The sequence below is a fragment of the Acinetobacter sp. YH01008 genome (assembly GCF_013420435.1).
Lineage (GTDB): Bacteria > Pseudomonadota > Gammaproteobacteria > Pseudomonadales > Moraxellaceae > Acinetobacter > Acinetobacter pseudolwoffii.
In genome coordinates, this window is sequence record NZ_VOYD01000011.1 from 68,823 (window position 1) to 94,514 (window position 25,692).

The window sequence follows — 25,692 nt, forward strand, 5'->3', positions numbered from 1 at the left end:
GGTTGTAAGGTATAAAAAGAACCAGATTTGAGCTCTTTTTATACAAATTTCGTCTAAGGCATAATCAATCTGGCTACAAATGATTACATTTTACACAACATATCCATATGGTTACCCACATGGATATCTACACACTTATCCATAAAGTTATCCACATATTTATGTGCATACTACTTTTTAGCGATTAGAGTTGAACCTGACCGACTTTGGCTAATTCTGCACGCATTTCATCAATTACAGCTTTATAATCCGGCTTGCCAAAAATAGCAGATCCAGCGACAAACATATCCGCCCCCGCTTCGGCAATTGCACGAATATTGCTTGGGGTAACACCGCCATCGACTTCCAGCTGAATATCACGCCCTGAAGCATCGATCAGTTTACGGGCCTGACGCAGTTTATCCAAAGTCATCGGAATGAATTTCTGTCCACCAAAACCCGGGTTTACACTCATCAACAGAATTTGATCTACTTTATCTAATACATAATCCAGATAATGCAGCGGTGTGGCCGGGTTAAAGACTAAACCGGCTTTTGCACCACCCGATTTGATCAACTGTAAAGAACGGTCAATATGGTCAGATGCTTCCGGATGGAAGGTAATGATATCGGCGCCTGCTTCAAGGAAATCCCCGATCATACGATCTACCGGCTTCACCATCAAATGCACATCAATCGGGGCTTTGATCCCATAATTTTTCAATGCCTTACAAACGCCTGCACCAAAAGTCAGATTCGGTACATAATGATTATCCATCACATCGAAATGAACAACATCTGCCCCTGCTGCCAAGACGTTCTCGACTTCTTCACCTAATCGGGCGAAATCGGCAGATAAAATTGAAGGTGCAATTAAATATGGCTTGGACATGGGAGAACCTGGCTAGCTAAAATTGGATTTTTCTCATTATAACAAATCCAGTCCGGCTACTGTGACCTTGATGTTGCAAGAATAAAACGCTGTGTAACGCTTTAAGGCTTATGAATGCCTTTCAATTTGGTTTAAAGTCCTGACAAGGATAAAAAGTTTAGAGGAGTAAGAATGCAAAGTACCGCCCAGATCCAGACTCAACAGGCGCAGCGCCTTGCCAAACGCCTGGCCAATCACTGGAAGCATAAGTTTACCATCGAAGAAACAGACCAGCAGTTCCTGATTCATTTTCCGAGTGCAGAGCTGATGTTAATTCCTCTGACTGAGCACTTGCTGGTGACCATCCAAAGTAGCGATGAATCTACCGATTTCGATAAACTGGAAAATGTGGTTCTGGATCATCTGATCCGCATGGGACAGGAAGATTTAACAGCCGACTGGCAAAGATAAGCGATAAAAAGCCCTGATGATCTTATATCTAGTAGGGCTTTTTTGTGCCAGCAGTTTTGAGTTTAAGGCTGAAGCTGTACCGCATGAAACTGTAGATGGTCATCCATAAAACTTTGAATAAAGTAATAGCCATGATCATAACCCTGATGTTCACGCAAGGTCAGCGACTGGTTCACGGCATCACAGGCCTGCTGGAACAGCGCCGGATTCAGCTGGCTATAGAACTGGTCTGAAAAACCCTGATCAATCAGGATGTCAGCGAATAAGGCCCCTTTCTCTTTAACCAGTGCAGTCGCATCATGCTTGAGCCATTCTTCACGGTTTTCACCCAGATAATTCGAGAAAGCTTTGTCTCCCCAAGGACATTGGCTTGGTGCACAGATCGGTGCAAAAGCCGAAACTGAACTAAATTTTTCTGGATATTTAAAAGCCAGAGTTAATGCACCATGTCCGCCCATACTGTGACCGAATATGCCAATCTTACCCGGCTGAATCACAAACTCTTCAATGACCAGCGCATAGAGTTCATCGACGATGAAGCTTTCCATCTGATAATGTTCAGCCCACGGCGCTTCGGTAGCATTGATATAAAAACCTGCTCCCTGACCAATATCCCAGTGATCGCCTTCTGCCACAGCTTCACCGCGTGGCGATGTATCCGGTGTGATTAAAATCAGGCCCAATTGTGCTGCCAGACGCTGTGCATGTGCCTTAATCGCAAAGGTTTCCTCGGTACAGGTCAAGCCTGCCAGATAAAACAATGCCGGACAGCTATGACCTTCTAGGGCTTGAGGCGGCAGATAAATGCCAAATTTGGTGGATGTTTTCAGTGCTTTCGAATCAAAGCGATAAATCCGCTGTTCACCTTCAAAGCTTCTATTGTTCTGTACGAGTTCCATGGCATATTCCTTATGATTGCAGCATATCTACTGATGACATTGATCTAAGGTGATTGTGTCATCGTACTGGTTTGCGGAAATAAACGTTGTTCCAGCTGTGGCAACATCAATTGCATATTTTTGCCAATCACCCATTGCGGCTCTGAAGGCTCAAAGCCTTGTGCTGACTCCCATTTTGCCACGGTCGCTTTGGCCTGTTCGAACGCGGCTTGCAGACTGCTATTTTCACGCATCGCTTCATCAAAGAATGCACGGCCAAAATAGGTATAATCCGCTTCATTGGAGCAGCCAAAAGACTGACGGTCGGCGGCCGAAGCCGTAATCACCAGGGTATTGTCATTCTGCAGGGCCGAAGCAAAGCTGCCGGAAAAACAGGCCGAGATCACAATCACACGCCAGCGAATGCCTGCTGCATCCAGCGTTTCACGTAACCATTTTGGATCGACCTGGGCCAAATCCAGCGGCGCATTTTCCATTTCAAACACATTTGGCAGACCATGAGAGGTCATATATAAAAATAACACATCACTTTCACGGTTCATCTGCTGGCCCATACGGCGCAATGCCAGTTCCATACTGGTTTTGGAGGCAATCGGCATGGTGGTACGTGTCGCCGGATGATTGACCAAAGCAATAGAACGGCCATAAGTGCCAAAACGGGTATCAAACTGCTCTTTAATCCTCTCAATTTCAGAATGAAATACATCCTGATAACTTGCGCCAGCCACGCCCATAAAATACCAGTGCGATTGGGCAAATTCACCGTATTCGATATTTTCCAGGGCTTTGTTCAGCAAAATTGGCTGCGCATAAAATGCATCTTCGGCAAAGCTCGGTGGAATTTCTTCGACTTTCCAGATCGGTTGATCTTTGACTGAAATTTGCCAGACCACCAGCGTAAACAAGGTCGCCAGCATAATCAGCGCACGTTCCCACCACGGCCATTTTAATTCACGTGAAATTACCCAGACCACAGCCAGACTTTGCCAGACAAATAACATGACAAACAGGGTCGGAATATAGTCATAGAGGATATAAGGCAGATAGTCCAGATCGCCCAGATATTGAATCAGGCACTGGAACAGCATGATATGAGTATCTAAAACCAGCCATAACAATGCCGGCACCAGCATCAAACGCAGGTTATTGATCCGTTGCGACAGAAAGATACCCACAATCAGCGCAATAAAAGGCCAAAGTGCATAACTAATCAGACCTTGAGAGTTAAAATCTCCCATACGGCCTGAACTGAGCCAGCTAAATAGGCTGTTGGCACAACCACCCAGAATCCCCCAGAACACCAATTGCATGATCGATGGACGAACCAGTTGCAATGAACGCCGAGATCCCAGAAATAACCACATCCCGGCAATTTGGTTGCTCTTAAAATCGTGCCAAAAATTAATGGAGGGTTTAAAGTCGATCATAGAATTTCAAGGAGATCAGTGGCTCGCTAAGGTGCTGAATAAGTTTATGCTTGATAACGGTTTTATCAATGCCAATTGTTAAATATACAACAAATCCTTGCTTAATATTGAAACAATTATCTTATTCAGCCACAAGTTCATGCTGAAAATATGCATCAAAACGGCAGGCATCACCCTGCCATTGATGATGAGGTTCTTTTTCTGCCAAAAACACCGCCAGACGTGGACGTTTGACCACCACACGTTTGGCAATTTTTTGCGCCAATTCCAACAGGTTATCTCCCAGATCCATTTCGCCATCTTCAGGCAAAAGCATGTGCAAGAGCTGCATCTGTTTTTTGACTTGCGCCTGTTTCTTGACCGCCTGCTGGTTCTGATCCCGCTGCGGGAACATCGGATCCAGATAGACCACATCTACAGTTCGATGCTGCTCGGCTTGCTGCTTCAGATAATCGGCTGAATCAGAAAAGACCAGTTGAATCCGTGATACGACTTGACTCAGAAATACATCAGATTGTGCACGGGTATGGGTATCTTCAAGTAAAGTAAATAATATGGGATGTCGTTCGACCAGCGTGACTTGGGCACCTAAATGCGCCATCAATAAACTGTCATGTCCCAGACCCGCGGTGGCATCGATCAAGCTCGGTTTCTCGGCTAAATGACAGGCACGTGCAATCATTTCAGATTTTAAAGATGCACGTTTTAAACGTCCGGTCTCGGCTTGCCAGTCCGGTTGCATTTTCATGCCATGGGCACAAAGCCAAAGTCCATTCTCATCCACACATAAGGCCAGTTCAGGATTCAGACGAAAGAAACGTGCATTGAGTTTTTCAACCGTTTCAATTTCGACCTGCACCCCACGAGAAGAAAGCACAGCCCCGAAGTGCTGTGCTTTCTGTTGATCGTCAGATTCGGCATATAAGCGAATCGCGCTTACCATAATTTCCAACCTGTATAGGCAAATAATAAAATCAGCAGACCCGAAGCAATACGATACCAGGCAAAGATCATAAAGTCGCGTTTAGCGACATAAGCCACCAGCGCGCGGATGAGTAACAGTGCCGAAATAAAAGAAACCAGAAGCCCGACCCCGATCACGGCCCAGTCTTCAGTAGTATTTAGCACATCATAACTTTGATAAAGATCCAGCAGGCCGGCACCAATAATGACCGGAATACCCAGAAAGAATGAAAATTCAGTCGCGGCCTTACGTGATACACCTAAAAACATCGCACCGATAATGGTCGCACCTGAACGAGAGGTTCCCGGAATCAAGGACAAGACCTGAATCAGACCAATCCAGATGGCATCTTTAATACTGAGATCTTCAACTTCATGTGCACGAACTTGAGGCGGATGTTTTTCAATCCAGATAATGATCAGGCCACCCACAATCAAACCAATGGCAATGGCAATATCATTAAACAGAAACTGTTTGACCGTTTGCCCCAAGGTCAGTCCAATCAATATAATTGGAATCGAGGCCAAAATCAGGCCAATGCCTAAGCGACGACCCTGTGGCTCACCGCTGACAATTCCGGTTGCTGCTCCCCAAAGACGGGCCCAATATTCATAAATTACCGCTGCAATGGCACCCATTTGAATGGCAATGACGAATACATCACTCTTTTCCTTGGTCCAGAAATTCATTAATTCTGATGCCAAAATTAAATGGCCAGTACTGGAAATCGGCAAAAATTCGGTAATACCTTCGATAATACCCATGATTGCCGCTTTGAGTAGCAGTAAAAGATCCATGCTTTATCCTAATTAATTATGCTTTGCCTTGTTCAGGAATTTTTTTCCACGCGTTATCACGTAAATACACCGGCAGCGCCAATTCTGCACTGACCCAGTTTTCTGTGTGTGCTGCTGCACGTGCGATGCTGGCAATATCCTGTGCGGTCGCATGCACATTTTTATACATTGAAGCTTCAGTTTGTACCAGCTCAGCACCAGAGCCCACCGGCGTAAACCGAACAGCTTGACTGCCTTCGGCATAACTTAATAATTGTTCTTCATCGACCGGCTGCATGATCCCCTCTGCATCCAGTTGATAGCTCGCGATATAAACTTCGCTCATGCGTGCATCTAACACGGCAGAAACTTCAGTCAGACCATGTACACGGTAAGCTGCCTGCGCCAAGGCCTGTAAAGTCGACACCGGAATCACCGGCACATCATTTGACCAGGCCAGCGCCTGCGTGACTGCGGCATTAATCCGCACGCCGCTAAAAGAACCCGGACCACGACTAAAAGCAATCGCGGTTAAATCACCAATCGCCAGCCCAAGATCTTGCAGACCTTGTTCAATCATTGGGAGAATCGTTTGCGTTTGTGCCTTGGCGCGCGCATCAAGCTGAAAAAATAGTTCTTGAGTATCATCGATCACAGAGACGGAACACTGCTCATTGGCAGTCTCCAATGCCAGCACTTTCATGCACAACCTTAATTCAGAGAATATAAAAAACGCGGATATAATACTCCACTCATATCCGCTACGCGAGATTTTCCCGAAACAGATACAAAAATGCCTAGAAAATTCTAGGCTTATCATGATTTTCTAGAACATCGTATTAAAGCTGAACTTGTTCCAGATCCTGAAATTTCTGAAAATGCCCGGCATAGTGCAGGGCACTCATTTTCAGCTTTTGAATACTGTCTTTATCCAGCGTTTTTACCACTTTGCCCGGTGAACCCATCACCACCGAATTATCCGGAATGATCTTGCCTTCAGGAATCAGGGCATTGGCACCAATAATACAATTCTTGCCAATCACCGCATGGTTCAGAATGACCGCCTGAATCCCGATCAGGCTATTATCGCCAATGGTACAACCATGCAGCATGGCCTGATGCCCAATTGTCACATAATTGCCAATATTCATCTCGATGCCGGCATCCGTATGCAGTACTGCATTTTCCTGCACATTACTAAAGTCACCCAATTTGATTTTACTGTTATCTGCACGTACTACGGCACCGAACCAGATACTGACTTGTCGCCCAAGTTCAACCTGTCCAATCACCGTTGCCGTCGGTGCTACCCAGCCATCCCATGGCTGATGTATAGCGGTGGGTATATGTCCCTGAAATTTATACAACATTGATAAAATCCTGTTCAATGATTAAAAAAATTTGGAGCGTTTAAAGGCTGGAGAATTGAGCAGGAATGGCCAGTCTTTTTTATAATCCAGCCCATATTGAAATAAAGAAATCAGCATACGTGCCGTCAATCCCCAAACCACTTCATTTTCTACCCGCATACTCGGAAAATATAAAGATTGCTGGGCAAAGCGAACTTCATAAGGCGTGGGTGTCACTTCAAGCAAATGCTGCAATGAAGCAAAGAAAATCCGGTCAATTTCTGTCGGTTGTGGAATCAGCTTCACTTGCGGAGGAATCAGTCCCACAATCGGTTTGACCAGCATGCCATTGCGGGCTTTTTGCATGGGTAAATCACCCATTAAATGTACATCAAAAGGATTGAGTGCCGTTTCCTCATAGGCTTCTCTTAAAGCCACGACAATATTGCTGGTATCTTGTGGATCGCGCTTGCCACCCGGAAATGAGACTTCTCCGGCATGATTATTCAAATAAGCTGAACGGCGTGTCAGCAATACTTTGGGATCAGCTTCATCTGTAATTGCAATCAACACGGCAGCATGCGCAGATCGGATACGCTTGGAAAAACGTAAGCGTTGCTGCAACCTTTGTGTCAATTCACATGCATCCATTCTTTGAGCCCTGACGATGATCATAATTTCATCATAGCTGATTTTAGTCAGGACGGGAGAGAAATGATGCCAAATTTTGCTTTTTCAGTTATCCTGAGCATACTTTTATCATTGATGATGAATATGAACTTCTGTGTGAATTGTGGACATAAAACCACTGCTAAAATTCCTTTGGGCGATCAGCAAATTCGCAGCGTATGTGATTCATGCGGCTCTATTCATTACATTAATCCGAAAGTGATTTGTGGCGCTTTAGTCTTATTCGAAAACAAAGTACTGCTCTGCCGTCGTGCCATTGAACCACGCTACGGCTTATGGACTTTACCTGCCGGCTATATGGAACTGTTTGAAACCATGGAGCAAGGGGCTGCACGGGAAACCCGCGAAGAAGCCGAAGCTGAAGTAGACATTGAAAAGCTTTACTGTATGTATAATATTCCGCGTATTGGTCAGATTTATGTGCTATTTAAAGCCAATCTGATTGATGGAAAATTTGGTGCGGGTGAAGAGACCATCGAAACACGTTTATTTGATGAAGCAGATATTCCCTGGACTGAACTTGCCTTCCCGAGTGTAGAACATACCCTCAGACATTATTTTGAAGATCGTAAAAGCAACACTTTCCCAATGCATCTGGAAACCTTAGGCACGCGTCTAGACCACACGGGTTAAATCTAACATGCATAAAAAAAATCCCATACGCAGATGGGATTTTTTTATTTATGGGACATTACGCTTTAGCTTTGACGCGATAACAATCTGCAAGTTTAAACTCAACAGACCCGCCATTTAGTTTGGCCAGTTGAGTATCTGCAGGCGTTAAATCCTTATTATTGTTATTATAAACTTTCTGAAAACTGGCATAGGTATTGGCCCATTGCACGCCGTCTCCGACCGAATTCAGGAAGGTGACCCGCCCGTTCTGACCGGCAGCAGTATCCAGTACATTGGACAAATTCAGCAGAGCACCGCCAATCACAATCGAATCCCTAGAATCCGGTGAAGACTGGATGCGTGAGTCTACCCCTACCAATGCACCATTGATATTACCAAACTTTTCATTGGCCAAAATCAGGCGCATGGAAACCGCTTTATCAGCGACAAATGCACGTCCCAAAGTTCCGAGGCGGTATTGTTGTATGTCTTGATGATCTAAGAGCGTATCTGCCAACACATCGCCTTGACAGCCATTCACCGGATCAGTCGCGAAATTATTAGAGGATTGCATATTGGTGCGTACATCACCATTACTATCAATTACAATTCCTAAAGTAATTGGGCTGACAGTGGTATCTGTAAATTTAAATTCCAGATTGGCATACATTGGGAAAATGTATTTCTCCCCATCTGCGACGTTCTGCGCTGTTTTAAAGACCTGACGATCCAGATAACTAATCGGGAAAATCTTGTAGAGATCAATGCTTCCCGTATAGTTTTCACCATCGGCCTGCAAACGCCACAATCCCAAGTTAGCTTGATCGGAAGTATCCAGCGATTTTTTATCAGTCACCACCTTATAGAAAGCTTCTTTACCCGCAATCACATAATCATTCAATAATCTGCCTTGATATAACTCAAGCTGAGTCGCATTATTTGCGACATTCAGGCGATAAGGCGTGTTAATGGTTTTACTGGTTGGATGAATCCATGAACTTTGTGGATCAGCGGTCATTTGTACCGGTTTCACCTTACGGATGAGTTCAGCATTAACTCCCCCTAAGGAGGATAAATTTTCTTTCGCCACTTTTGACTGAGTATCACGCCATTGCAGGCCACTGCCAAAGGTGTAGCCCTGGCGATCGGTAATCAGCATAAAATGGCCAAATAAATATTTAGTATTCTTATTCTTAATATCACAAGGGCTTTGATTACAACCCACCAGTCCATCTGAACCCGTCAGGTTACTTCCAATCACGCCGGATGTTGAAAATAATGAAAATTCTGGCTGATACACAGCTGCGTTGGCAATGGTTACCAGTTTTTTGACTGTAGCAAAAGCGACCTCATCAGAAATTTGACTAATATCAATAAAATCTTTAATTTTGGTCGCCAAATCGGCATCAGTCAGGCTGATATTTCCGCTGATTTTAGCCAGGTTTTTGCGCATGTCTTCAGTAATATATAAAGGTTGCACATCAGATGGATTAACAATACTTCCCTTTTGTAGTGCCAAAGCTTGCAGAATTTTAACCAGACGCATGGCCACCTGAACGGTAGGATCAGTAGGCACCAAATCACCCACCCGGCGTCCGCTAATCCCACTCGCAATATCAATCACACTTAAACGTGGCAGCTGGGTCTGGGCACTAAAACTGGCATAATCACTGAGTTTTATTTGACCTAAATTAATCTTATTCGAACCAAAACTTTGAATAGAAAACTCAATATTATCGGTCTTTTGGCAGGTTCCAGAAGCTACCCCATTTTTACTGTCAAATAAGGTAATAAACGTATTTTCTGTATCGCCACTACAGTTGAAATTTAAACCATCAAGCGGATATTCCAGCCCCCATTCCACACAGTTAGTTTCACCGGGGGTACAAGCACCATTTTCCGTAGCTTCATCACCTGGTTCTTTTATAACATTGGCACTTTCCCCACCACATCCGCTCAGTGCCATTAAAAGTGTACTTATAGCAAATGGAAATAATATTTTATTTTTCATATTCTTATACTCGAATAGTCCTTATCGAATGGCGACTAATTTTAGTTGTCCATGATTTGTCAGCATCTTGTCTTCAACATCGATTGCTGAGGCCAAAGGCGTCAATAATACATATTCAGTTTGTGCAGGAATCTGGAGAACCCCTTCGATACGCTCATGTTGAATAATATTCGCCTGTCCTTCCTGATTTTTAAAACCGCCCGCTCCTTCAAGCACACAGCCACGACTGTCTAAAAATACAACAAAAGGCCAATAATACGTTGGATTTTTCTGGCTAGAGGCATAAGAGTTGATCTGAATATTCTGGATATCGGATTGAAGCTTGACCACTTCAAAATCAAATTCGTCTGCTTTAAGAGGCGCACGAGGCCACAGGTTAACTGCTTTTTTAAGGCTGATTTCTTTCGCTTTTTTAATTTTCTTATCAGTAAAACACTGCATGCCCAAGCTATCGATAGTCTCCGACTGTGAAATACGATAATAACTTTGAGCCAGTACCACAGGACCGGAATCTACTTCTGGAGTTTGAAACAAGGATTTTAATACGGATTGTCCCACCCCTTTTTCACGTTCAATTGTCTGGATGCGGGTAGTTCCGATATTTTTATCTACTACTCCTTCGGGCATGCTATAGAAACGTTTTTTGCCTTCCAAATTAAATTCTTTATTTTCCAGATACTCACTATCTACATATTCAATGCCTTCAACCTGGCTAAATCCCGTTTTTTGTATGGTAGCAACAGAAGATCCAGTTTCAGCATCAGAAATTTGAGGAGCTTTAGATTCAGGTATTAATTGTGGTGTAGACTCAATCTGTGCTTGTGCAATATGCGGTTGTACTGGTTGTACTGGTTGTACTGGTTGTACAACCATATTATGGCCATGCTTAGGTTTAACTTGTCCATTTTCTACGACGGGCACTTTTTCTAAGTCTTGCTTTACAGGTGTGGAATGAACTGCTGCAATTCCTGCTGTTTTCGACAATCGAGATTTGTCCTCAGTTTTTTTCTCTGCATTATTACGGGGTACGACTAATGGTCGTCCATCCGGACCAATAATCGTAATAAATTCTTTAGCGCTTGTATAAAAAGACACGGATACCAGACTTAATGCCAGTACCGCTGTCAATCCAACGTTCCCTGTCTTGATCATTTTTCCCTTACCAACGAGTGCGATAATTCAAACCTAAAATTGTAATTTTGGTATCTGTTTTTACGTTTAAACCTGCATATGGGTTCAATAACAGGTTATTCACGCCGGTCTGGTTGGCTAAACTACTGGTATTGGCTGAAATTTGATCTTTGCTGCGCAAGAAACCAATCGAGAGATCCAGATCAGTGTCTGCATCGAAACGGTAACCTACACCTAAACCAAAGAGCTGTGCACCATTGATCGGCACCATGGTATTACGCTTATTTTTTGGAATAGCACTGGTACGCGGTTCATAACCTGCCCGAAGCTTCAAGCGGTCTGTAGCGGCATATTCAATACCAATACCAAAGTTCCACGGCGATTCAAATCCCATAGGTAAAGCCAGTGAAGAATCAGTGACATTAGCAGACAAAATTTTGGCAATTTTTAGGGCTGAAATGGTACGGTCAAATTCGAATTTAAATTCGTCCCAGACCTTGTAATCTGTCCAGCCAATATCAAAATTGACTTGCAAGTCTGGCATCACTTTATATTTGATACCTGCCTGAAAATGCGCCGGATATTCAAAATCCATCGACACCAGACCTGATTCACTTGATGGTATATAATTTGGAAAGCCAAGAATAGCCGCCAGAATCTGACCGGTTGGCGAGGTCATCAAACCTTTGATCATTTCCTGAGGGGCTTTGGCATTATCAATATGATATTTACCTTTTAAGCGCATTTTCGCAGAACTTTGGTAGACCATACCAAAACTAAAATCTTCGCGCGGTTCCCACAATATTCCCAGGTTATAACTTGGGCTTAAGTTTTGCTCAAGCTCCAGTTGCATTTGACCAAACTTGCCAAATGGATTCATCCCCTCATCCGCATTACAGATCCCGAGCAAAAGAATATCTGTAATAATGTCGGAATTTTCTTTAAACGGCGTACACACAACTTCGTCGATCATACGCAACATCCCGATCAACTCATTCGGGAAACGCAAGTCCGTTTTCATCCCGATGGCTTGATAAGACATCCCGATAGAAGCACCAATCGACAGCTGGTCATTGACCTCATAACCGATAGATGGAGACAGATAGGTAATCCGCTCTAAAGCAACCTGCTGCCCCATAAAATTTGCCGGGTTACCATCTTCATGACCAAAACCAGCCATGAGAGGAGCATAAACAGCAGTCGCATAGGTCGCTTTAGAACCAGGTGGATTGTATGCGATCCCCATGGTCGGTGCAGTCAAAGGAAGACCTTCCCCTAAATCCACCATTTTTTTCAGAAAAGGGACATAAAGGCTGACATATTCCACATCGCCTTTGACCGGGCCTTTAAAATCGGTACACAAATCAGATGAAACTTCAGGACCGTCATTACAGACAATAGGATCATCAGAATAGCCAAATACGTTATATCCGGCGGGTACTGAAAACTCACGCTGGATATCAAAATTAGCCACAATGATTTGCTGTTCGGTTTGCAGCCCATTAATTTTAGTCAGTGCAGCCGGGTTAAAGTGGACCGCATTAACCCCTGGAGGATCTGCAGTGACGGCATTCCCCATGGATAGTGCACGTAAATCAACTGAAAGGTTGGTTCCCAATTGTGCAAAGGTATAACTTGAACAGCCCGCAAGAATAATTCCTGTTAATAACGGGCTAAGTCGAATGTTTTTCATACGACACCCCTATTAACTAATTTTTTTACCAAAACCTAAAATATCAAGTGGGAATGATAATCCCAACGAAACATCCGGTGCATCTTCGGTCAGCCCTAGGCCAACGGTACCATTAACAATGGTTTCTGGAGAGACTCGCACACCTAAGGAAATTGCAAAGGTAGAACTGGTCTGATCCGCAGCAGAATAACTTTCACCCGTGTTATAGCTAAATTCCGCACCGGTATTAAAGCTTTGCTGATAGGACATGGTCATCGAAACGTCATAGTTAAATGAATATGCGAAACCAAAGGCAAAGCCTCCACTAATCCCCGGTTCAAACTCTTCAATAATTCGATAACCACGACGCTGATTCAGGCCTGATTCTTTAAAACCATAGTTCGCAGAAACAGATGCAAACAATACGACTGGATCAATGTATTTACGCGTACTGGCACCCACGCCAGCAGAGTAATAGCCCTTTCCTGCTGCTAGATCTGTCGCGGCATTAATTTCATAAGGACTGTCACCCGTTTTAGTCGACAAATTTGCAAATAAAATCAGAGGCAGACGACCCGCTTTTAATGGAAAGGGTTCCCAGCGAGCGCCCAAACTAATATCACCTAAACCCGCAGTAGAGGTATCTTTCAACAAGTCAGTTTTGGCCACTAAAGGTAAGGATGCAGTTAAGGTCAGGTTATCTTTCACGCCATATTGGAAAGTGAAAGTATTGGTCATACTATGTGTTGCATTTTCTTGAACACGTAGTTGATACAATTGGCCCTGAGCCATTTCTATATCAAGTTGAGTGTCTCGATAATAGGTATAATCAATATCGTAATATGATGAAATTTCGCCTTGTTTTATCAGAGAGTATTGGCGTTCATTTGACGTAAATACTTCTTCCAGATTAGCTGCCTGAGTAGCATCTCCTTCTTGTTGCTGTAAAGCTTGAGATGCATCTACGACTTGGCCAGCCTGAGTCTCTACAGGTGCGGCAGTTTCAACGACCGCCTCTTCAACTGCTTCATATTCACCTAGTTCTGACTCTTCTGCAGCCTGCGTTTCGACCTGCCCGGTTTGAGCCGGTACAGATGCAGCAGTTTCAACGACAACTTCCTCATCAACCGTTTCGTATTCACCTAGTGCTGGTTCTTCTGCAGCAAATGCAACGCCCATTACCATTTGAATGCTCAGTGCCAAGAACGTCTTGTTCATCCATTTACTGTTCATATCCATTTCACCATTTTAATTTTTATTACTGTTTTTCATTTTATTTATTCTTGTAATACAGTCTCAGGAAGTTATGTTGATATTCCCCAAATTTTTCTGACTCTGTATTACGATTACGGTCCATACGGATCGTAGAAGCTTTATCAGCAATTTTGTCCATATAAAATTGTGGATACTGCATGTCAACCAAGGCATAGCGATTGATCGTAGCATCTTCTACATGGCGCATATCTGATTCTTTTAATGCTAGAAAATTTTTGCGATATTGTTCAGGTACATTAATCAGGAACAAAGTGTTATTTTCCCAAATATCCTGAAAACGCCGTTCCTCAAAACTGATATTACCAAGTGCCGGATCTGCAACATAAACTCGGCCATTTTTATAACCTTTATAAACTACAAAATGCTTAAATCCTGCATAGGAAATCGGAACAATGGCGGGCTGATCTTGATTAACTAAATCTTTGAATTCCCCTCGATAGCCTCCACTTTCCAACCCTAGGGCTGACACAAAGCGCTTCATATCAAGCAGAGAAAAACTACGGCGTTCAACAATTTTATCCGTTTCACCGAATTTCATCAGCCCACTCATGACTTGCTGCTCATCCAGCTGCGTACCGACATAACCATTGAGTAGGGTGGTAAGGGCTGCTGAACCACAACTATAGTCATAGGCTTGACGTACAATGCCCTGAAATTGATCCAGAAGTGCAGGCTTTACTTGTACAGCTTCACGGTGCATACGCACAAAAGAGTCATTTCTTGAGTCGAGAACTTCAGTATAGTGAACAGCACCCAAGGGCTGTTTTTTGATATCCAGAGCTTCTTTGGCAGCGTAATACATCAATGCCGAGCCCAACGCGATCTCTAACATAATTATTAACTTTTCTTATGATTGGCATGATGTGCCTATTTTTCTTTTTATAGAGCATTCACTCTACTTCCCTGTAACTAGAAAGATACCTTCTTTTTCAAAAAAATACAGCATTTTTTTTATTTTTTGGATAAATGATTCAGTCATAAAAAAAGCGCGTGTAAACACGCGCTTTTTTTAAATGAAGATTAGTGACCAGCAATCGTAATAATCGCACCTGGGGCGTATTGACCTAGCTCAGGGCTGAAATAAGTTTGTAAACCTTGGATTTCCATATCGCCGATTGATGCAGCAGTACGGCTACCTAAATGAATACCTTTCACATAATTATCATGTGCACCGCTCGTGCTAACAATACGGATATAACCTTTAGATGCCGCTTCCTCACCAAATACGCTAATAGACTGATTTAACGCAAGATCTCTAGAGTTTGCATCTGTTAGTTTGATACTTTCAATGAAGATTTCACCTGCAGCACGAGTATCAGTTTTCGTTGAATTATCCAAGATGCCTAGGTCTTTAATTTCCAGACCACCGATCATATTTGCATTTAATTTAATCATTGCGCCTTGAGGTGCTGCACCCAATTGAATGTTTGCAGACATTGGACCTGTTTTAATTGACAAACCAGATAAAATTGCATTTGTCGTACCTTGACCACCACGACGAATAGACGTTGCATCTGCAGCTGGTTCATCACCAGATGCCACAACACCAATTTGACCAATATGAATATCTAAACCAGATACTGCTGCTGCAATATTAATGAATGGATTCCCACCACCAGCATCAGAGTCAATTTTCAAGTCAGCGAGGTTACGTGTAGGCAATAAATATGCACCATTATTGTCATAGTTAGCGCCAACTACTACACCGTGAGCAGCTGTTGCACCTTTACCATTTGCTTCAATAACAATCGCACCTGCTGCACCTGTACCACCAGCTCCAGAATAACCATCATTATCATGAATATAGAGTTTTTCAATTTCAATTTTTGAAATACCGATACCAATCGAGATACCTTCCTGACCCGTTGTTTCGCTTAGAGATGCCTCATCCATTGCCTGCATCGCCATCGCATTGGCACTAAATGCAACTGAAGTCGCTAGAACTAATTTTGTGAATTTCTTCATTGTTTACTCTCCCAAGAGTACTATTTTTTTTGATTGTGAATTACTCAGTGTTGAGGCTGTATTTTTTATTTTCTGACAGCTTAAACATCTTTCCTTGAGTAATTTGCTAGCCCACTTAAATTAACGTCGAGTCAGTTTTTGATCAACTGTCGTTGGTCGCAATCTGTCGCTTACCGATAAACGGTATTTCATGATTTAAAAATATTTTCTCGTCTTCTTGATATAAAATAGTAAGTCATCCCGAACTCCCCATAACTGAATGACCGAAGCTCTCTATCATCGTCCCTTAAAGTTTGAATCACGTCTGGTTGCAGATCTATTGTCCGCATTGAAGACATTGGATCATCTGGTGTATTTAAATAATAATGGTCAGCCTTTTATTGCCTGCTGCGCTCAAGAATATTTTGTTGCGCCAACATCACAAATTCAGTCTTTTAAAAGAACAGGGATTGAACAATACCAGCCCACCCCATCTGAATTTAATTTAGCAATCGATGCATTAAAAAATCTTCAAAAGAATGGATTTCATGGAGGTTATGTCGGTTTTGTTGGCTATGATTATGCGGCTCAGCAATATATTCAGTATCCGGACCGCTCTCAACCTGGTTTATTTATCGGTCAATTTTCTTCCTATATTAAACCAAGCTCTGAGGGATGGATGTTCTATAGTGATGATCCACAGGCAGAGCAGATCTTCGATTATATTCAGAACTTACTTAATCAAAATAAAATTCGTCCGACGTTTCAGTTAATAAGCCCTTGTACTTCACGCTGGACCAAAACGGTCTACAGCAAGGCATTTCAGAAAATTCAGGATTATATTATTGCAGGTGACTGCTATCAGATTAATCTGACACAAGAATTTAATGGTCGCGCACAAGGTTCCCTCTTAGCAACCGCCCAAGCCTTCTGGACATTAACCGAAGCGCCTTATGCGGGTTATTTGCGTATTGGTGATTTTGAATTATTAAGCTGCTCACCCGAGTTGTTCATTGATTTTGAAACGAAGCGAAAAATTATTACCAAACCGATTAAAGGCACAATGCCCCGTTTTACTGATCCAGTGCTCGATGAACAATCCAGACAGACCCTAAAAGCCTCAGAAAAAGATCAGGCAGAAAATGTCATGATTGTGGATTTATTACGTAATGATTTAAGTGTTTATGCCGAAACAGGCTCGGTCAAAACACCGAAATTATTTAGTATTGAAAGCTTCAATCAAGTTCATCATATGGTCAGTGAAGTTGAAGCGACTTTAAAAGCAAATATCAATCCTTTTGAAGTACTCATGTCTGCTCTTCCAGGTGGCTCGATTACAGGCGCACCCAAAATTCGGGCCATGCAGATTATTGAAGAACTTGAGGGTGCACCACGTGGTGCTTACTGTGGTTCTATGGGCTATTTCAATTTCGATGGCACTGGCTCCTGGAATATTCTGATTCGCTCGATTCAAAAGTATCAGGAAGATATTTCTTTATGGGCCGGTGGTGGTATTACCATTTCTTCAGATTGTGATGCGGAATATCAAGAATGCTTTGATAAGGTTTCAGCGATGCTGGATCTGTTAAATACCTGGTATCAGCCTGAATAAATAAAAAGTGAATTTTAAGGTTCGCTTTTTACTACAAATCCCCCCTTGCGCAGCAATGCTTCTCACCTTTAATAAAGGTGAGAATGCCTCCCTTTAAAACGGGAGGCTAGAAAGGATTTTAATTACACAAAATCTCATTTTTTAGCGTATCTACTAAACGCTGATTTTGCTCATCTGTACCAATCGTAATACGCAAGTACTGGTTAATACGAGGTTTGTTGAAATAACGCACAATAATACCACGCTCACGTAACTCACTCGCGAGTTCACCTGCATCTTTAGATACGAATCTGGCAAAAATAAAGTTTGCACTCGAAGGTAATACCTTAAAACCAAGCTCATTCAACTGGGCTACCAACTTTTCACGACTGGCAATGACTTTATGATTTTGTGCTTCAAAGTATTCCTGATCTTCAAAAGAAGCCACCGCTGCCGCAATGGCAAAACGATCCATCGGATAAGAGTTGAAACTATTTTTGACTGCTTCAAGTGCTGCAATTAAATGTGGCTGAGCAATGGCAAAACCCACACGTAATCCTGCAAGAGAACGCGACTTCGATGTAGTTTGACATACCACTAAGTTTTCGTATTTCTCAACCAGCTTGACTGCCGATTCAGCGCCAAAGTCGACATAGGCTTCATCAATCACCACCACTGAATCTGGATTGGCTTGCAGAATTTCTTCAATCGCACCCAAGCCAAGATCAATACTGGTTGGCGCATTCGGATTGGTGATAATGATACCGCCATTGGCCTGTTTATAATCATCTACCACAATTTCAAAGTCATCATTGAGTGGTAAAATTTTGGTTTTTACCCCAAAGAACTGACTATATACCGGATAGAAACTATAGGTGATATCTGGATAAAGCAAGAGCTGTTCTTGAACAAAGAATGCTTTGAAAATGTGCGCTAAAACTTCATCCGAACCATTCCCGACAAAAACCGTCTCTACAGGCACATGTTGCTGTTTCGCAATCGCCTGTTTAAGTTCAGATGCATCAGGATCTGGATAAAGACGCAGCACATCAGCTGAATTGGCCAATACCTGCTGCACTGCCGCAACCACTTTAGGCGATGGCGGATACGGATTTTCATTGGTATTCAGTTTTAAAATATTCTGGATTTTTGGCTGTTCACCCGGCGTATACGGTTCTAATTCACGTACGTCAGGACTCCAAAAACGCATTTGTTCTGTGGTGATATTCATTTTTAAATTCTCAAAGTTCCCTCTCCTAACCTCTCTTACATTCACTTTAAAACAATGCTTAAAGCTCATTCAGAGAGAGGAATATTCATTCTTTATAATATTTCCCCTCTCCTTAGTAGGAGAGAGTTAGGGAGAGGTTTTATATTTTTAATTACTGGTAACGATAACGCGCCGATCTCGCATGCGCATCCAGATTTTCCTGCTGTGCCAAAATATCTGCTGTTTTCGCCAAGGTTTTAACACCCTCTTGTGAACACATGATCAGGCTTGATCGCTTCTGGAAATCATAAACCCCCAGCGGTGATGAAAAACGTGCTGTACCTGAAGTTGGCAAGACATGGTTTGGCCCGGCACAATAATCACCAATCGCTTCAGGGGTGTAACGACCCATGAAAATCGCGCCTGCATGGCGAATATCTTCTGCCATCTCTTGTGCTTCATCTAAACATAGCATGAGATGTTCTGGCGCCACTTGGTTAATCAGCTCAGCACCTTCAGCACGGTCTTTTACCAATACCAAAGCACCGCGGTTCTCAATTGAAGTACGTGCAATATCTGCTTTCGGTAATGCTTCTAAGTGTTTTTCAATCCACTTTTCAACAGCATCTAAAAGTGCTTCATCAGGTGTAATGAAAACGGCTTGTGCCACAGTGTCATGTTCAGCCTGTGACAATAAGTCCATCGCCAACCATTCAGCGTTATTCTCGCCTTCGGCATAGACCAGAATCTCAGAAGGGCCTGCAATCATATCGATACCGACCTGACCAAACACCGCACGTTTTGCTGCAGCCACAAACCGGTTACCTGGACCAGTAATTTTATCGACAGGTGGTACGGTTTCTGTACCATATGCGAGTGCTGCAACGGCTTGTGCACCACCAATCGTAAAGACACGTGTTACGCCAGCCAAATATGCAGCAGCCAATACCAATGGATTGAGTTCACCATTCGGGGCAGGCACCACCATAATAATTTCAGGGACACCCGCCACATGTGCAGGCACTGCATTCATCAGTACTGAGGATGGATAAGATGCCAGACCACCCGGCACATAAATCCCGACACGATCCAGTGGAGTCACTTTCTGACCGAGCGTATTCCCCAAAGCATCGACATAAGTCCAGCCATCTTGTTTTTGGGCCTGGTGAAACTCACGCACACGCGCTGCAGCTAATTCCAGTGCTTCACGAACTTCAGTCGTTAAACCTTCAAAGGCAGCTTTGAGCTGCTCTTGTGTCAGTTCTAGCTCTGAAAATTGATGCGCCGGATGTCGATCGAACTGTTGAGTGAGTTTAAGAACATGTGCATCACCATGCTGACGAACATCAGCAATAATTTGATCTACAGTTTTTAAAAGTTCAGGATCATTCACAGTCTCAAAAGCCAACAAGTCAGCAAATGCTTGCTTGAAGTTTTGATCTTGGGTCGATAAACGTCGCATCAATTTACCCATCAGGTTTGAATTCGAAGGCTTTAGTTTACCTGTTTTCTAGGCTTTTGTCGGCAGACATAGTGCTCTAGCTCTATGAGTTTTATTGAAAATAGCTTTGGGTAAAATTGATGAAAGGATTTAAATAGAATCTGATATATAGAGAAATAAGAAACCGCCCGGATTGGGCGGTTTCTTAAGCAATCAATTTTAAGCCTGTTTTGCCTTTTCGCGTTCTTCGACTGCTTTTTCAAGCTGAGCCAGAATCGGATTTAACAAGGCTTGCTTACGTTTGAAGCTGGCTTTATTGACGATTAAACGTGAAGAGACTTTACAGATTTCTTCAAGTGGCTCTAAACCATTGGCACGTAAGGTATTACCAGTATCGACCACATCGACAATGTAATCGCCCAGACCGACCAATGGTGCAAGTTCCATTGAACCATACAACTTGATCACATCGACTTGCTCACCCAAGCTGGCATAGTATTGCCGGGTTAAATTCACGTACTTGGTCGCAATTTTCAAACGACCTTTAGGACGCTGCATCCCGACTTTACCAGCTGTCATCAATTTACAAACCGCAATTTTCAGGTCTAATGGTTCATAGACATTTTGCGCACCATGTTCCATCAATACATCTTTACCCGCTACACCAATATCGGCTGCACCATTTTCTACATAAGTCGGCACATCAGAAGCACGTAAAATTAAAATACGAACTTGTTTATGCGTAGTGGGGAAAATCAGTTTACGTGATTTATCCGGATCTTCCAGTAAATTAATCCCTGCTGTTTCAAGCAGTGGCAATGTTTCTTTTAAGATACGACCCTTACTTAATGCCAAAGTTAAACCATGATCAAAATTGCCCATTACGTCAAAGTTTGGATCATCGTTTCTCATATCGCTCATTAATTTACTCGCTTAATTTGGGCACCTAAACTTTGTAACTTTGCTTCTACATTTTCATAACCGCGGTCAATGTGATAAATACGGTCAATCAGTGTTTCACCTTCAGCGGCAAGTGCTGCCAGTACCAAAGAGAAAGAAGCACGTAAATCTGTTGCCATTACGGGTGCGGCAGAAAGTTTTTCTACCCCAGTTACGACAGCATCATTACCTTCGACCTGAATGTTTGCCCCCATACGGGCCAACTCAGGAACATGCATAAAACGGTTTTCAAAAATCGTTTCTGAAATTGTCGCAAAGCCTGCAGCAATGGCATTTACAGCCATGATCTGGGCTTGCATATCAGTTGGAAATTCTGGATGTGGCAAGGTCTGGAAGCTTACGGCTTTCGGACGTTTACCCAGCATATCTAACTCAATCCAGTCGTCGCCACGAGTGACTTCTGCGCCCATTTCTTCAAATTTATCCAGCACAGCTTCCATGAGGGATGGATCTGTGTGTGTGGTTTTGATACGACCACCTGTGATTGCAGCCGCCGCCAGATATGAACCCGTTTCAATCCGGTCAGCCACCACTGCATATTCACAGCCATGCAGACTTTCAACACCAGTCACGATTAACGTATCGGTATCCAAACCTTCAATTTTGGCCCCCATCTTGATCAGCATTTGCGCAAGATCAGTGATTTCAGGCTCACGTGCTGCATTGCGAATTGTGGTCACACCATCGGCCAAGACTGCAGCCATCAGAATATTTTCTGTACCACCGACAGTCACCATATCGAAAACGACTTCGCCACCTTTAAGACGGCCATCGACTTTGGCATGCACATAGCCTGCTTCAACTTCAATCTCTGCACCCAAAGCTTCCAACGCTTTTAAATGCTGATCAACAGGACGTGAACCAATTGCACAACCACCCGGCAAAGACACTTTTGCACTGCCATAGCGCGCCAATAAAGGGCCAAGCACTAAAATAGAAGCACGCATGGTTTTCACGAGCTCATATGGTGCAAACTGGTTATCTAATGTCGAGGTATCCGCAGTAACGGTATCACCTTCATAAGTCATGGTGATCCCAAGACCGGCAATTAGCTTCACCAATGTATTCACATCTTTCAGATCAGGAACATTTTTGAGCGTAATTGGCGTATCGGCAAGAATCATTGCTGCTAATAATGGAAGCGCGGCATTCTTAGCACCAGAAATACGCACTTCACCTTCGAGCTTGATACCGCCCTGAATTAAAAATTTATCCATTAATTTATTAAGCTCCAAATAAGCTTGCTTTGCGCCATTCTTCTTTTGTCATTGCTCGAATTGTCACTGCGTGAACTGCACCACTGGCAATATGGGCATTGAGAGGAGCATAAACAGCTTGTTGACGTGCAACTGGACGCTTACCTTCAAATTGATCATCCACAATACGGAGATCAAATTTTCCGCCCTGACCACTCACAGCAACATCCGCCTCGGGAAAAGCGGCTTCTAAAATTTCAGCGAGCTGTTCATTATTCATCACAAGACCTCTTATAGGACTAAGGGTGTAAAACGAGCCATTTTACTATAAATAGCAAAAATAATTCATGGATCCATACATTATATATATAAAAAAAAGAGGCTTTTAAAACCTCTTTTTCATCATTTGTCCTTTACAAAGCCAAAGCATGCTGCTGTAAATGTATTTCCCGATATCGATCGATCTGGCGTTTTAATTTTTCTGTCAGAAGTTTAATGGAAGTATACATATCATCTGCTGTGGCATGGGCAAAAAACTCGATGCCCGGCAATCGGATAATCGCTTCTGCGATATGATTACTACTGCCTTTTCTGGAGCGTTTATCAATTTGATGATCTTTAGAGAGCTTCACTTGCATACTATTCACCTGATCAAGATGCTTGGTCATCTGTGAAAATTTGGTTTTTATACGTTCTTCAATTGCTGGCGTAATAGATAAATGATGTCCACGAATTGTTATTTGCATAGTTCTATCCCTCACCTTCGTTAGGATTAGAAGAGTCACAATATAAAACAATTTAAATACAGAAACTTATAACTAAAAAAAATGTATTTTAAGCACTGATTCAAATCATTTTCACTGTTCCTCAAAAGAAAAAAGATTCATTATGCTGTCATAATGAATCTTTAGAATAGCCAGATTTTAAATTTTAGATCAAGACCTTTCGCTCAGAAGATGAAGGAATATGTAACGATTCACGATATTTCGCCACCGTCCGTCGTGCCACATCAATCCCTTCATCTTTCAATATATTGGCGATTGCATTATCAGACAAAGGCTTACGGGCATTTTCTTCAGAAACCAGTTTTTTGATCTTGGCACGAATGGCTGTAGATGAAGCCTCTCCACCTGAAGTCGTACCCACATGACTCGAGAAGAAATATTTTAATTCAAATAAGCCGCGCGGCGTCAGCATATATTTATTGGTGGTCACACGAGATACGGTCGATTCATGCAATTCTACTTCTTCGGCAATATCTCTTAAAACCAAAGGTTTCATCCCTTCAGCGCCAATTTCCAAGAACATTTTCTGATGTTCGACAATACAGGTTGCCACTTTTAATAATGTTTTATGCCGCTCATCAACGCTTTTAATGAAATTTTTTGCTTCTAGCATCTGGTTACGTAAATATTGATTATCGTCACTTTGATCTGCACGACGAATCATTTTGGCATAGAAAGGATTGACACGTAATTTTGGCAGTACATCCGGATTTAAATTGACATGCCAAGCGTTATTCTTTTTCATGACCACAACATCTGGCACCTGGTAATCCGATTCTTTATTTTCAAATTCCAAGCCCGGGTGAGGTTTCAGAGTTTTTAATAAATCTACCGCACAGCGTAACTGCTCTGGATTTAGCCCGGTTTGTTTAATTAATTTTGGCAGTTCATTACTAATCAGTAATTCATAATGTTGTAGAAGCTTGATTGCATCATTTCGGCAAGGCGTTGAGGCAGGTACATGATCAAGCTGAACCAATAGACATTCTGCCAAACTTCTAGACCCTACACCCACCGGATCTAAACGCTGAATATGCTTTAATACGACCGCAACTTCATCATCTTCAATTTCCTCCTCACTCCCCATCGAAGATAGAAGATGTTGTACCGATGCAGTAATTTCAGTCAGCTCAGCATCTAAAAAGCCTTTGTCATCCAGGGAGTCGACAATGCAATAAGCGATCAATTTATCAAGCTGTGAAAAATTTAACAGGTTAATTTGCTCAAGCATATATTCCTGTAAGCTCTGATGCCCTTGACGATTGTCTTCGCGCTCTTCGAATTCAGCCGCACCTAAGCTGGTAGGTTGATGAGTATAGACATCATCCCAATCGGTATCTACAGGTAGGTCATCGGGAAGGTGATCCGCATTGAGCTCATTAGTTAGGTCTTTGTGTTCATTATTTGATTCAAGTGTCGATAAGCGTTCAAGAGTAATCTGTTCTTCAACTTTTTCTAATAGAGGGTTACTATCAAGTTGCAGTTGAACTTCTTGTTCCAGTTCCAGACTCGATAATTGTAATAGCCGAATTGCTTGCTGCAATTGTGGAGTTAATGACAGCGAGTTCGCAATTTTTAAGCCCACTGATAGTCTCATTATTACCCCCTTAATTAAAAATCTTGTTCTATAAGCAATTTTTATGCCGTTTTAATTTTTATAACACAGTTTTACCAAAAAACATACGAACTGGCTTTCAAATTCTTATATTTCCCAAATTAATAATTCTCAAATATTTGATTTACAAGAACAAAAAATACCCATTAACGATTTCGCTAAGGGGTGTTTTGAGTAAATTCAGAATATTATTTTTACTTTTTAATTTTGCTATAAACTCCGCACACAAAAAAACACCCCCAAGCCTTGGCTTGAGGGTGTTTTGAATAATGAGCTGGCGATGACTTACTCTCACATGGGTAACCCCACACTACCATCAGCGCAAAGAGGTTTCACTTCTGAGTTCGGGAAGGGATCAGGTGGTTCACTCTTGCTATTGTCGCCAGCACAACTGTTATGGACTTGTTCGGGTCTTATTTAACTACTTTTTTGTAGTGTTTGCCTTACTTCGTACCAAATAGAATACATTAACAGGTATATCTGAGTTGAACATTGTCTTACTAACGGTCTTCTGAATCAAGCTATTTTGCTTAATATCGAATCAATCGAGCTTTATACAACAACTGTTTGGGTGTTGTATAGTCAAGCCTCACGAGCAATTAGTATTGGTCAGCTTCACATATCACTATGCTTCCACATCCAACCTATCAACGTCGTAGTCTTCAACGGCTCTTTAGGAGACATAAAGTCTCGGGGAAATCTTATCTTGAGGTAGGCTTCCCGCTTAGATGCTTTCAGCGGTTATCCCTTCCGAACATAGCTACCCGGCGATGCGACTGGCGTCACAACCGGTACACCAGAGGTTCGTCCACTCTGGTCC

The 25,692-nt window shown here is 42.6% G+C and carries 24 protein-coding genes and 2 rRNA genes; 3 read left to right on the forward strand and 23 right to left on the reverse strand.

The genetic code is table 11. The features are described from left to right. Positions 1 to 184: 184 nt before the first annotated feature. Positions 185 to 871 carry a ribulose-phosphate 3-epimerase gene (gene rpe, locus FTT75_RS08265; protein WP_005172476.1) on the reverse strand — a complete coding sequence of 229 codons (687 nt, stop codon included), beginning with the start codon at positions 869 to 871 and terminating at the stop codon, positions 185 to 187. A 171-nt stretch (positions 872 to 1,042) separates the two neighbouring features. On the opposite strand from rpe, the gene FTT75_RS08270 reads away from it, so the two are divergent. Further along, a complete protein-coding gene (locus tag FTT75_RS08270) occupies positions 1,043 to 1,321 on the forward strand; it encodes a DUF2218 domain-containing protein (RefSeq protein ID WP_180186230.1) in 279 nt (92 codons plus the stop codon). 62 nt (positions 1,322 to 1,383) lie between these two features. On the opposite strand, the gene fghA is transcribed toward FTT75_RS08270, so the two are convergent. The 7 genes from fghA to FTT75_RS08305 all read right to left on the reverse strand — a co-directional run bounded on the left by fghA (position 1,384) and on the right by FTT75_RS08305 (position 7,387). Then, positions 1,384 to 2,220 (reverse strand): S-formylglutathione hydrolase, encoded by an 837-nt coding sequence (gene fghA, locus FTT75_RS08275; RefSeq protein WP_180186231.1) that lies wholly within the window; start codon positions 2,218 to 2,220, stop codon positions 1,384 to 1,386. Between the two features lie 44 nt (positions 2,221 to 2,264). Further along, positions 2,265 to 3,647 (reverse strand): C13 family peptidase, encoded by a 1,383-nt coding sequence (locus FTT75_RS08280; protein WP_180186232.1) that lies wholly within the window; start codon positions 3,645 to 3,647, stop codon positions 2,265 to 2,267. Positions 3,648 to 3,768: 121 nt separating this feature from the next. Then, entirely contained in the window at positions 3,769 to 4,590 is an 822-nt protein-coding gene (locus FTT75_RS08285; protein WP_074384092.1) for a class I SAM-dependent methyltransferase, read from the reverse strand. Further along, on the reverse strand, positions 4,584 to 5,408 hold the full coding sequence (locus tag FTT75_RS08290; RefSeq protein WP_005095875.1) for an undecaprenyl-diphosphate phosphatase: 825 nt from the start codon (positions 5,406 to 5,408) through the stop codon (positions 4,584 to 4,586). The genes FTT75_RS08285 and FTT75_RS08290 overlap by 7 nt, the downstream gene beginning before the upstream one ends. Before the next feature lie 16 nt (positions 5,409 to 5,424). Further along, the gene (gene tsaB, locus FTT75_RS08295; RefSeq protein WP_074384091.1) at positions 5,425 to 6,090 is read right to left on the reverse strand and encodes a tRNA (adenosine(37)-N6)-threonylcarbamoyltransferase complex dimerization subunit type 1 TsaB; all 666 of its coding nucleotides are present in this window, start codon (positions 6,088 to 6,090) and stop codon (positions 5,425 to 5,427) included. 136 nt (positions 6,091 to 6,226) lie between these two features. After that, a complete protein-coding gene (locus FTT75_RS08300; protein WP_180186241.1) occupies positions 6,227 to 6,754 on the reverse strand; it encodes a gamma carbonic anhydrase family protein in 528 nt (175 codons plus the stop codon). A gap of 24 nt (positions 6,755 to 6,778) precedes the next feature. Further along, on the reverse strand, positions 6,779 to 7,387 hold the full coding sequence (locus tag FTT75_RS08305) for a CoA pyrophosphatase (protein WP_074384089.1): 609 nt from the start codon (positions 7,385 to 7,387) through the stop codon (positions 6,779 to 6,781). 123 nt (positions 7,388 to 7,510) lie between these two features. Between FTT75_RS08305 and FTT75_RS08310 the strand changes: the two genes are divergently transcribed. Then, on the forward strand, positions 7,511 to 8,059 hold the full coding sequence (locus FTT75_RS08310; protein ID WP_171255768.1) for an NUDIX hydrolase: 549 nt from the start codon (positions 7,511 to 7,513) through the stop codon (positions 8,057 to 8,059). Between the two features lie 58 nt (positions 8,060 to 8,117). Here the strand turns inward: FTT75_RS08310 and FTT75_RS08315 are convergent, their stop codons facing one another. The 6 genes from FTT75_RS08315 to FTT75_RS08340 all read right to left on the reverse strand — a co-directional run bounded on the left by FTT75_RS08315 (position 8,118) and on the right by FTT75_RS08340 (position 16,095). Then, on the reverse strand, positions 8,118 to 10,052 hold the full coding sequence (locus FTT75_RS08315; RefSeq protein WP_180186233.1) for a hypothetical protein: 1,935 nt from the start codon (positions 10,050 to 10,052) through the stop codon (positions 8,118 to 8,120). Positions 10,053 to 10,073: 21 nt separating this feature from the next. Beyond that, positions 10,074 to 11,204: a putative pilus assembly protein FilE gene (filE, locus tag FTT75_RS08320; RefSeq protein ID WP_180186234.1), complete on the reverse strand. Its 1,131-nt coding sequence runs from the start codon at positions 11,202 to 11,204 to the stop codon at positions 10,074 to 10,076. A gap of 7 nt (positions 11,205 to 11,211) precedes the next feature. Further along, a complete protein-coding gene (locus tag FTT75_RS08325; RefSeq protein WP_180186235.1) occupies positions 11,212 to 12,876 on the reverse strand; it encodes an OmpP1/FadL family transporter in 1,665 nt (554 codons plus the stop codon). 12 nt (positions 12,877 to 12,888) lie between these two features. Then, entirely contained in the window at positions 12,889 to 14,094 is a 1,206-nt protein-coding gene (locus tag FTT75_RS08330) for a hypothetical protein (protein ID WP_180186236.1), read from the reverse strand. A 34-nt stretch (positions 14,095 to 14,128) separates the two neighbouring features. Continuing rightward, a complete protein-coding gene (locus FTT75_RS08335; protein WP_180186237.1) occupies positions 14,129 to 14,962 on the reverse strand; it encodes a C39 family peptidase in 834 nt (277 codons plus the stop codon). 188 nt (positions 14,963 to 15,150) lie between these two features. Then, the gene (locus FTT75_RS08340) at positions 15,151 to 16,095 is read right to left on the reverse strand and encodes a DUF6160 family protein (protein ID WP_180186238.1); all 945 of its coding nucleotides are present in this window, start codon (positions 16,093 to 16,095) and stop codon (positions 15,151 to 15,153) included. Between the two features lie 259 nt (positions 16,096 to 16,354). Between FTT75_RS08340 and FTT75_RS08345 the strand changes: the two genes are divergently transcribed. Further along, entirely contained in the window at positions 16,355 to 17,686 is a 1,332-nt protein-coding gene (locus FTT75_RS08345; RefSeq protein ID WP_180096783.1) for an anthranilate synthase component I family protein, read from the forward strand. A 118-nt stretch (positions 17,687 to 17,804) separates the two neighbouring features. Here the strand turns inward: FTT75_RS08345 and hisC are convergent, their stop codons facing one another. From hisC to FTT75_RS08390, 9 genes are all read right to left on the reverse strand, one after another. Beyond that, positions 17,805 to 18,896, reverse strand: a complete 1,092-nt coding sequence (gene hisC, locus FTT75_RS08350) for a histidinol-phosphate transaminase (protein WP_180186239.1) — start codon at positions 18,894 to 18,896, stop codon at positions 17,805 to 17,807. A gap of 151 nt (positions 18,897 to 19,047) precedes the next feature. Further along, a complete protein-coding gene (gene hisD, locus FTT75_RS08355) occupies positions 19,048 to 20,349 on the reverse strand; it encodes a histidinol dehydrogenase (RefSeq protein ID WP_081273097.1) in 1,302 nt (433 codons plus the stop codon). Positions 20,350 to 20,535: 186 nt separating this feature from the next. Further along, positions 20,536 to 21,237 (reverse strand): ATP phosphoribosyltransferase, encoded by a 702-nt coding sequence (gene hisG, locus FTT75_RS08360; RefSeq protein WP_004646025.1) that lies wholly within the window; start codon positions 21,235 to 21,237, stop codon positions 20,536 to 20,538. Next, a complete protein-coding gene (gene murA, locus FTT75_RS08365) occupies positions 21,237 to 22,493 on the reverse strand; it encodes a UDP-N-acetylglucosamine 1-carboxyvinyltransferase (protein ID WP_005172524.1) in 1,257 nt (418 codons plus the stop codon). The genes hisG and murA overlap by 1 nt, the downstream gene beginning before the upstream one ends. Positions 22,494 to 22,500: 7 nt before the next feature. Further along, positions 22,501 to 22,752 (reverse strand): BolA family iron metabolism protein IbaG, encoded by a 252-nt coding sequence (gene ibaG, locus FTT75_RS08370; RefSeq protein ID WP_004730742.1) that lies wholly within the window; start codon positions 22,750 to 22,752, stop codon positions 22,501 to 22,503. A gap of 133 nt (positions 22,753 to 22,885) precedes the next feature. Beyond that, complete coding sequence (hpf, locus tag FTT75_RS08375; RefSeq protein ID WP_005172527.1) at positions 22,886 to 23,218, reverse strand: ribosome hibernation-promoting factor, HPF/YfiA family; 333 nt, start codon at positions 23,216 to 23,218, stop codon at positions 22,886 to 22,888. A gap of 184 nt (positions 23,219 to 23,402) precedes the next feature. Next, positions 23,403 to 24,854 (reverse strand): RNA polymerase factor sigma-54, encoded by a 1,452-nt coding sequence (locus FTT75_RS08380; RefSeq protein ID WP_180186240.1) that lies wholly within the window; start codon positions 24,852 to 24,854, stop codon positions 23,403 to 23,405. Between the two features lie 290 nt (positions 24,855 to 25,144). Beyond that, positions 25,145 to 25,259 (reverse strand): 5S ribosomal RNA (gene rrf, locus FTT75_RS08385). 191 nt (positions 25,260 to 25,450) lie between these two features. After that, positions 25,451 to 25,692: ribosomal RNA gene (locus FTT75_RS08390) — 23S ribosomal RNA — on the reverse strand; the annotation flags it as partial.

What these genes read in the sequence shown, in the direction of transcription:
- rpe (WP_005172476.1), bottom strand. Translation starts at nt 871, where the DNA reads ATGTCCAAGCCATATTTAATTGCACCTTCAATTTTATCTGCCGATTTC.
- FTT75_RS08270 (WP_180186230.1), top strand. Translation starts at nt 1,043, where the DNA reads ATGCAAAGTACCGCCCAGATCCAGACTCAACAGGCGCAGCGCCTTGCC.
- fghA (WP_180186231.1), bottom strand. Translation starts at nt 2,220, where the DNA reads ATGGAACTCGTACAGAACAATAGAAGCTTTGAAGGTGAACAGCGGATT.
- FTT75_RS08280 (WP_180186232.1), bottom strand. Translation starts at nt 3,647, where the DNA reads ATGATCGACTTTAAACCCTCCATTAATTTTTGGCACGATTTTAAGAGC.
- FTT75_RS08285 (WP_074384092.1), bottom strand. Translation starts at nt 4,590, where the DNA reads ATGGTAAGCGCGATTCGCTTATATGCCGAATCTGACGATCAACAGAAA.
- FTT75_RS08290 (WP_005095875.1), bottom strand. Translation starts at nt 5,408, where the DNA reads ATGGATCTTTTACTGCTACTCAAAGCGGCAATCATGGGTATTATCGAA.
- tsaB (WP_074384091.1), bottom strand. Translation starts at nt 6,090, where the DNA reads ATGAAAGTGCTGGCATTGGAGACTGCCAATGAGCAGTGTTCCGTCTCT.
- FTT75_RS08305 (WP_074384089.1), bottom strand. Translation starts at nt 7,387, where the DNA reads ATGGATGCATGTGAATTGACACAAAGGTTGCAGCAACGCTTACGTTTT.
- FTT75_RS08310 (WP_171255768.1), top strand. Translation starts at nt 7,511, where the DNA reads ATGAACTTCTGTGTGAATTGTGGACATAAAACCACTGCTAAAATTCCT.
- FTT75_RS08315 (WP_180186233.1), bottom strand. Translation starts at nt 10,052, where the DNA reads ATGAAAAATAAAATATTATTTCCATTTGCTATAAGTACACTTTTAATG.
- filE (WP_180186234.1), bottom strand. Translation starts at nt 11,204, where the DNA reads ATGATCAAGACAGGGAACGTTGGATTGACAGCGGTACTGGCATTAAGT.
- FTT75_RS08325 (WP_180186235.1), bottom strand. Translation starts at nt 12,876, where the DNA reads ATGAAAAACATTCGACTTAGCCCGTTATTAACAGGAATTATTCTTGCG.
- FTT75_RS08330 (WP_180186236.1), bottom strand. Translation starts at nt 14,094, where the DNA reads ATGGATATGAACAGTAAATGGATGAACAAGACGTTCTTGGCACTGAGC.
- FTT75_RS08335 (WP_180186237.1), bottom strand. Translation starts at nt 14,962, where the DNA reads ATGTTAGAGATCGCGTTGGGCTCGGCATTGATGTATTACGCTGCCAAA.
- FTT75_RS08340 (WP_180186238.1), bottom strand. Translation starts at nt 16,095, where the DNA reads ATGAAGAAATTCACAAAATTAGTTCTAGCGACTTCAGTTGCATTTAGT.
- FTT75_RS08345 (WP_180096783.1), top strand. Translation starts at nt 16,355, where the DNA reads ATGACCGAAGCTCTCTATCATCGTCCCTTAAAGTTTGAATCACGTCTG.
- hisC (WP_180186239.1), bottom strand. Translation starts at nt 18,896, where the DNA reads ATGAATATCACCACAGAACAAATGCGTTTTTGGAGTCCTGACGTACGT.
- hisD (WP_081273097.1), bottom strand. Translation starts at nt 20,349, where the DNA reads ATGGGTAAATTGATGCGACGTTTATCGACCCAAGATCAAAACTTCAAG.
- hisG (WP_004646025.1), bottom strand. Translation starts at nt 21,237, where the DNA reads ATGAGCGATATGAGAAACGATGATCCAAACTTTGACGTAATGGGCAAT.
- murA (WP_005172524.1), bottom strand. Translation starts at nt 22,493, where the DNA reads ATGGATAAATTTTTAATTCAGGGCGGTATCAAGCTCGAAGGTGAAGTG.
- ibaG (WP_004730742.1), bottom strand. Translation starts at nt 22,752, where the DNA reads ATGAATAATGAACAGCTCGCTGAAATTTTAGAAGCCGCTTTTCCCGAG.
- hpf (WP_005172527.1), bottom strand. Translation starts at nt 23,218, where the DNA reads ATGCAAATAACAATTCGTGGACATCATTTATCTATTACGCCAGCAATT.
- FTT75_RS08380 (WP_180186240.1), bottom strand. Translation starts at nt 24,854, where the DNA reads ATGAGACTATCAGTGGGCTTAAAAATTGCGAACTCGCTGTCATTAACT.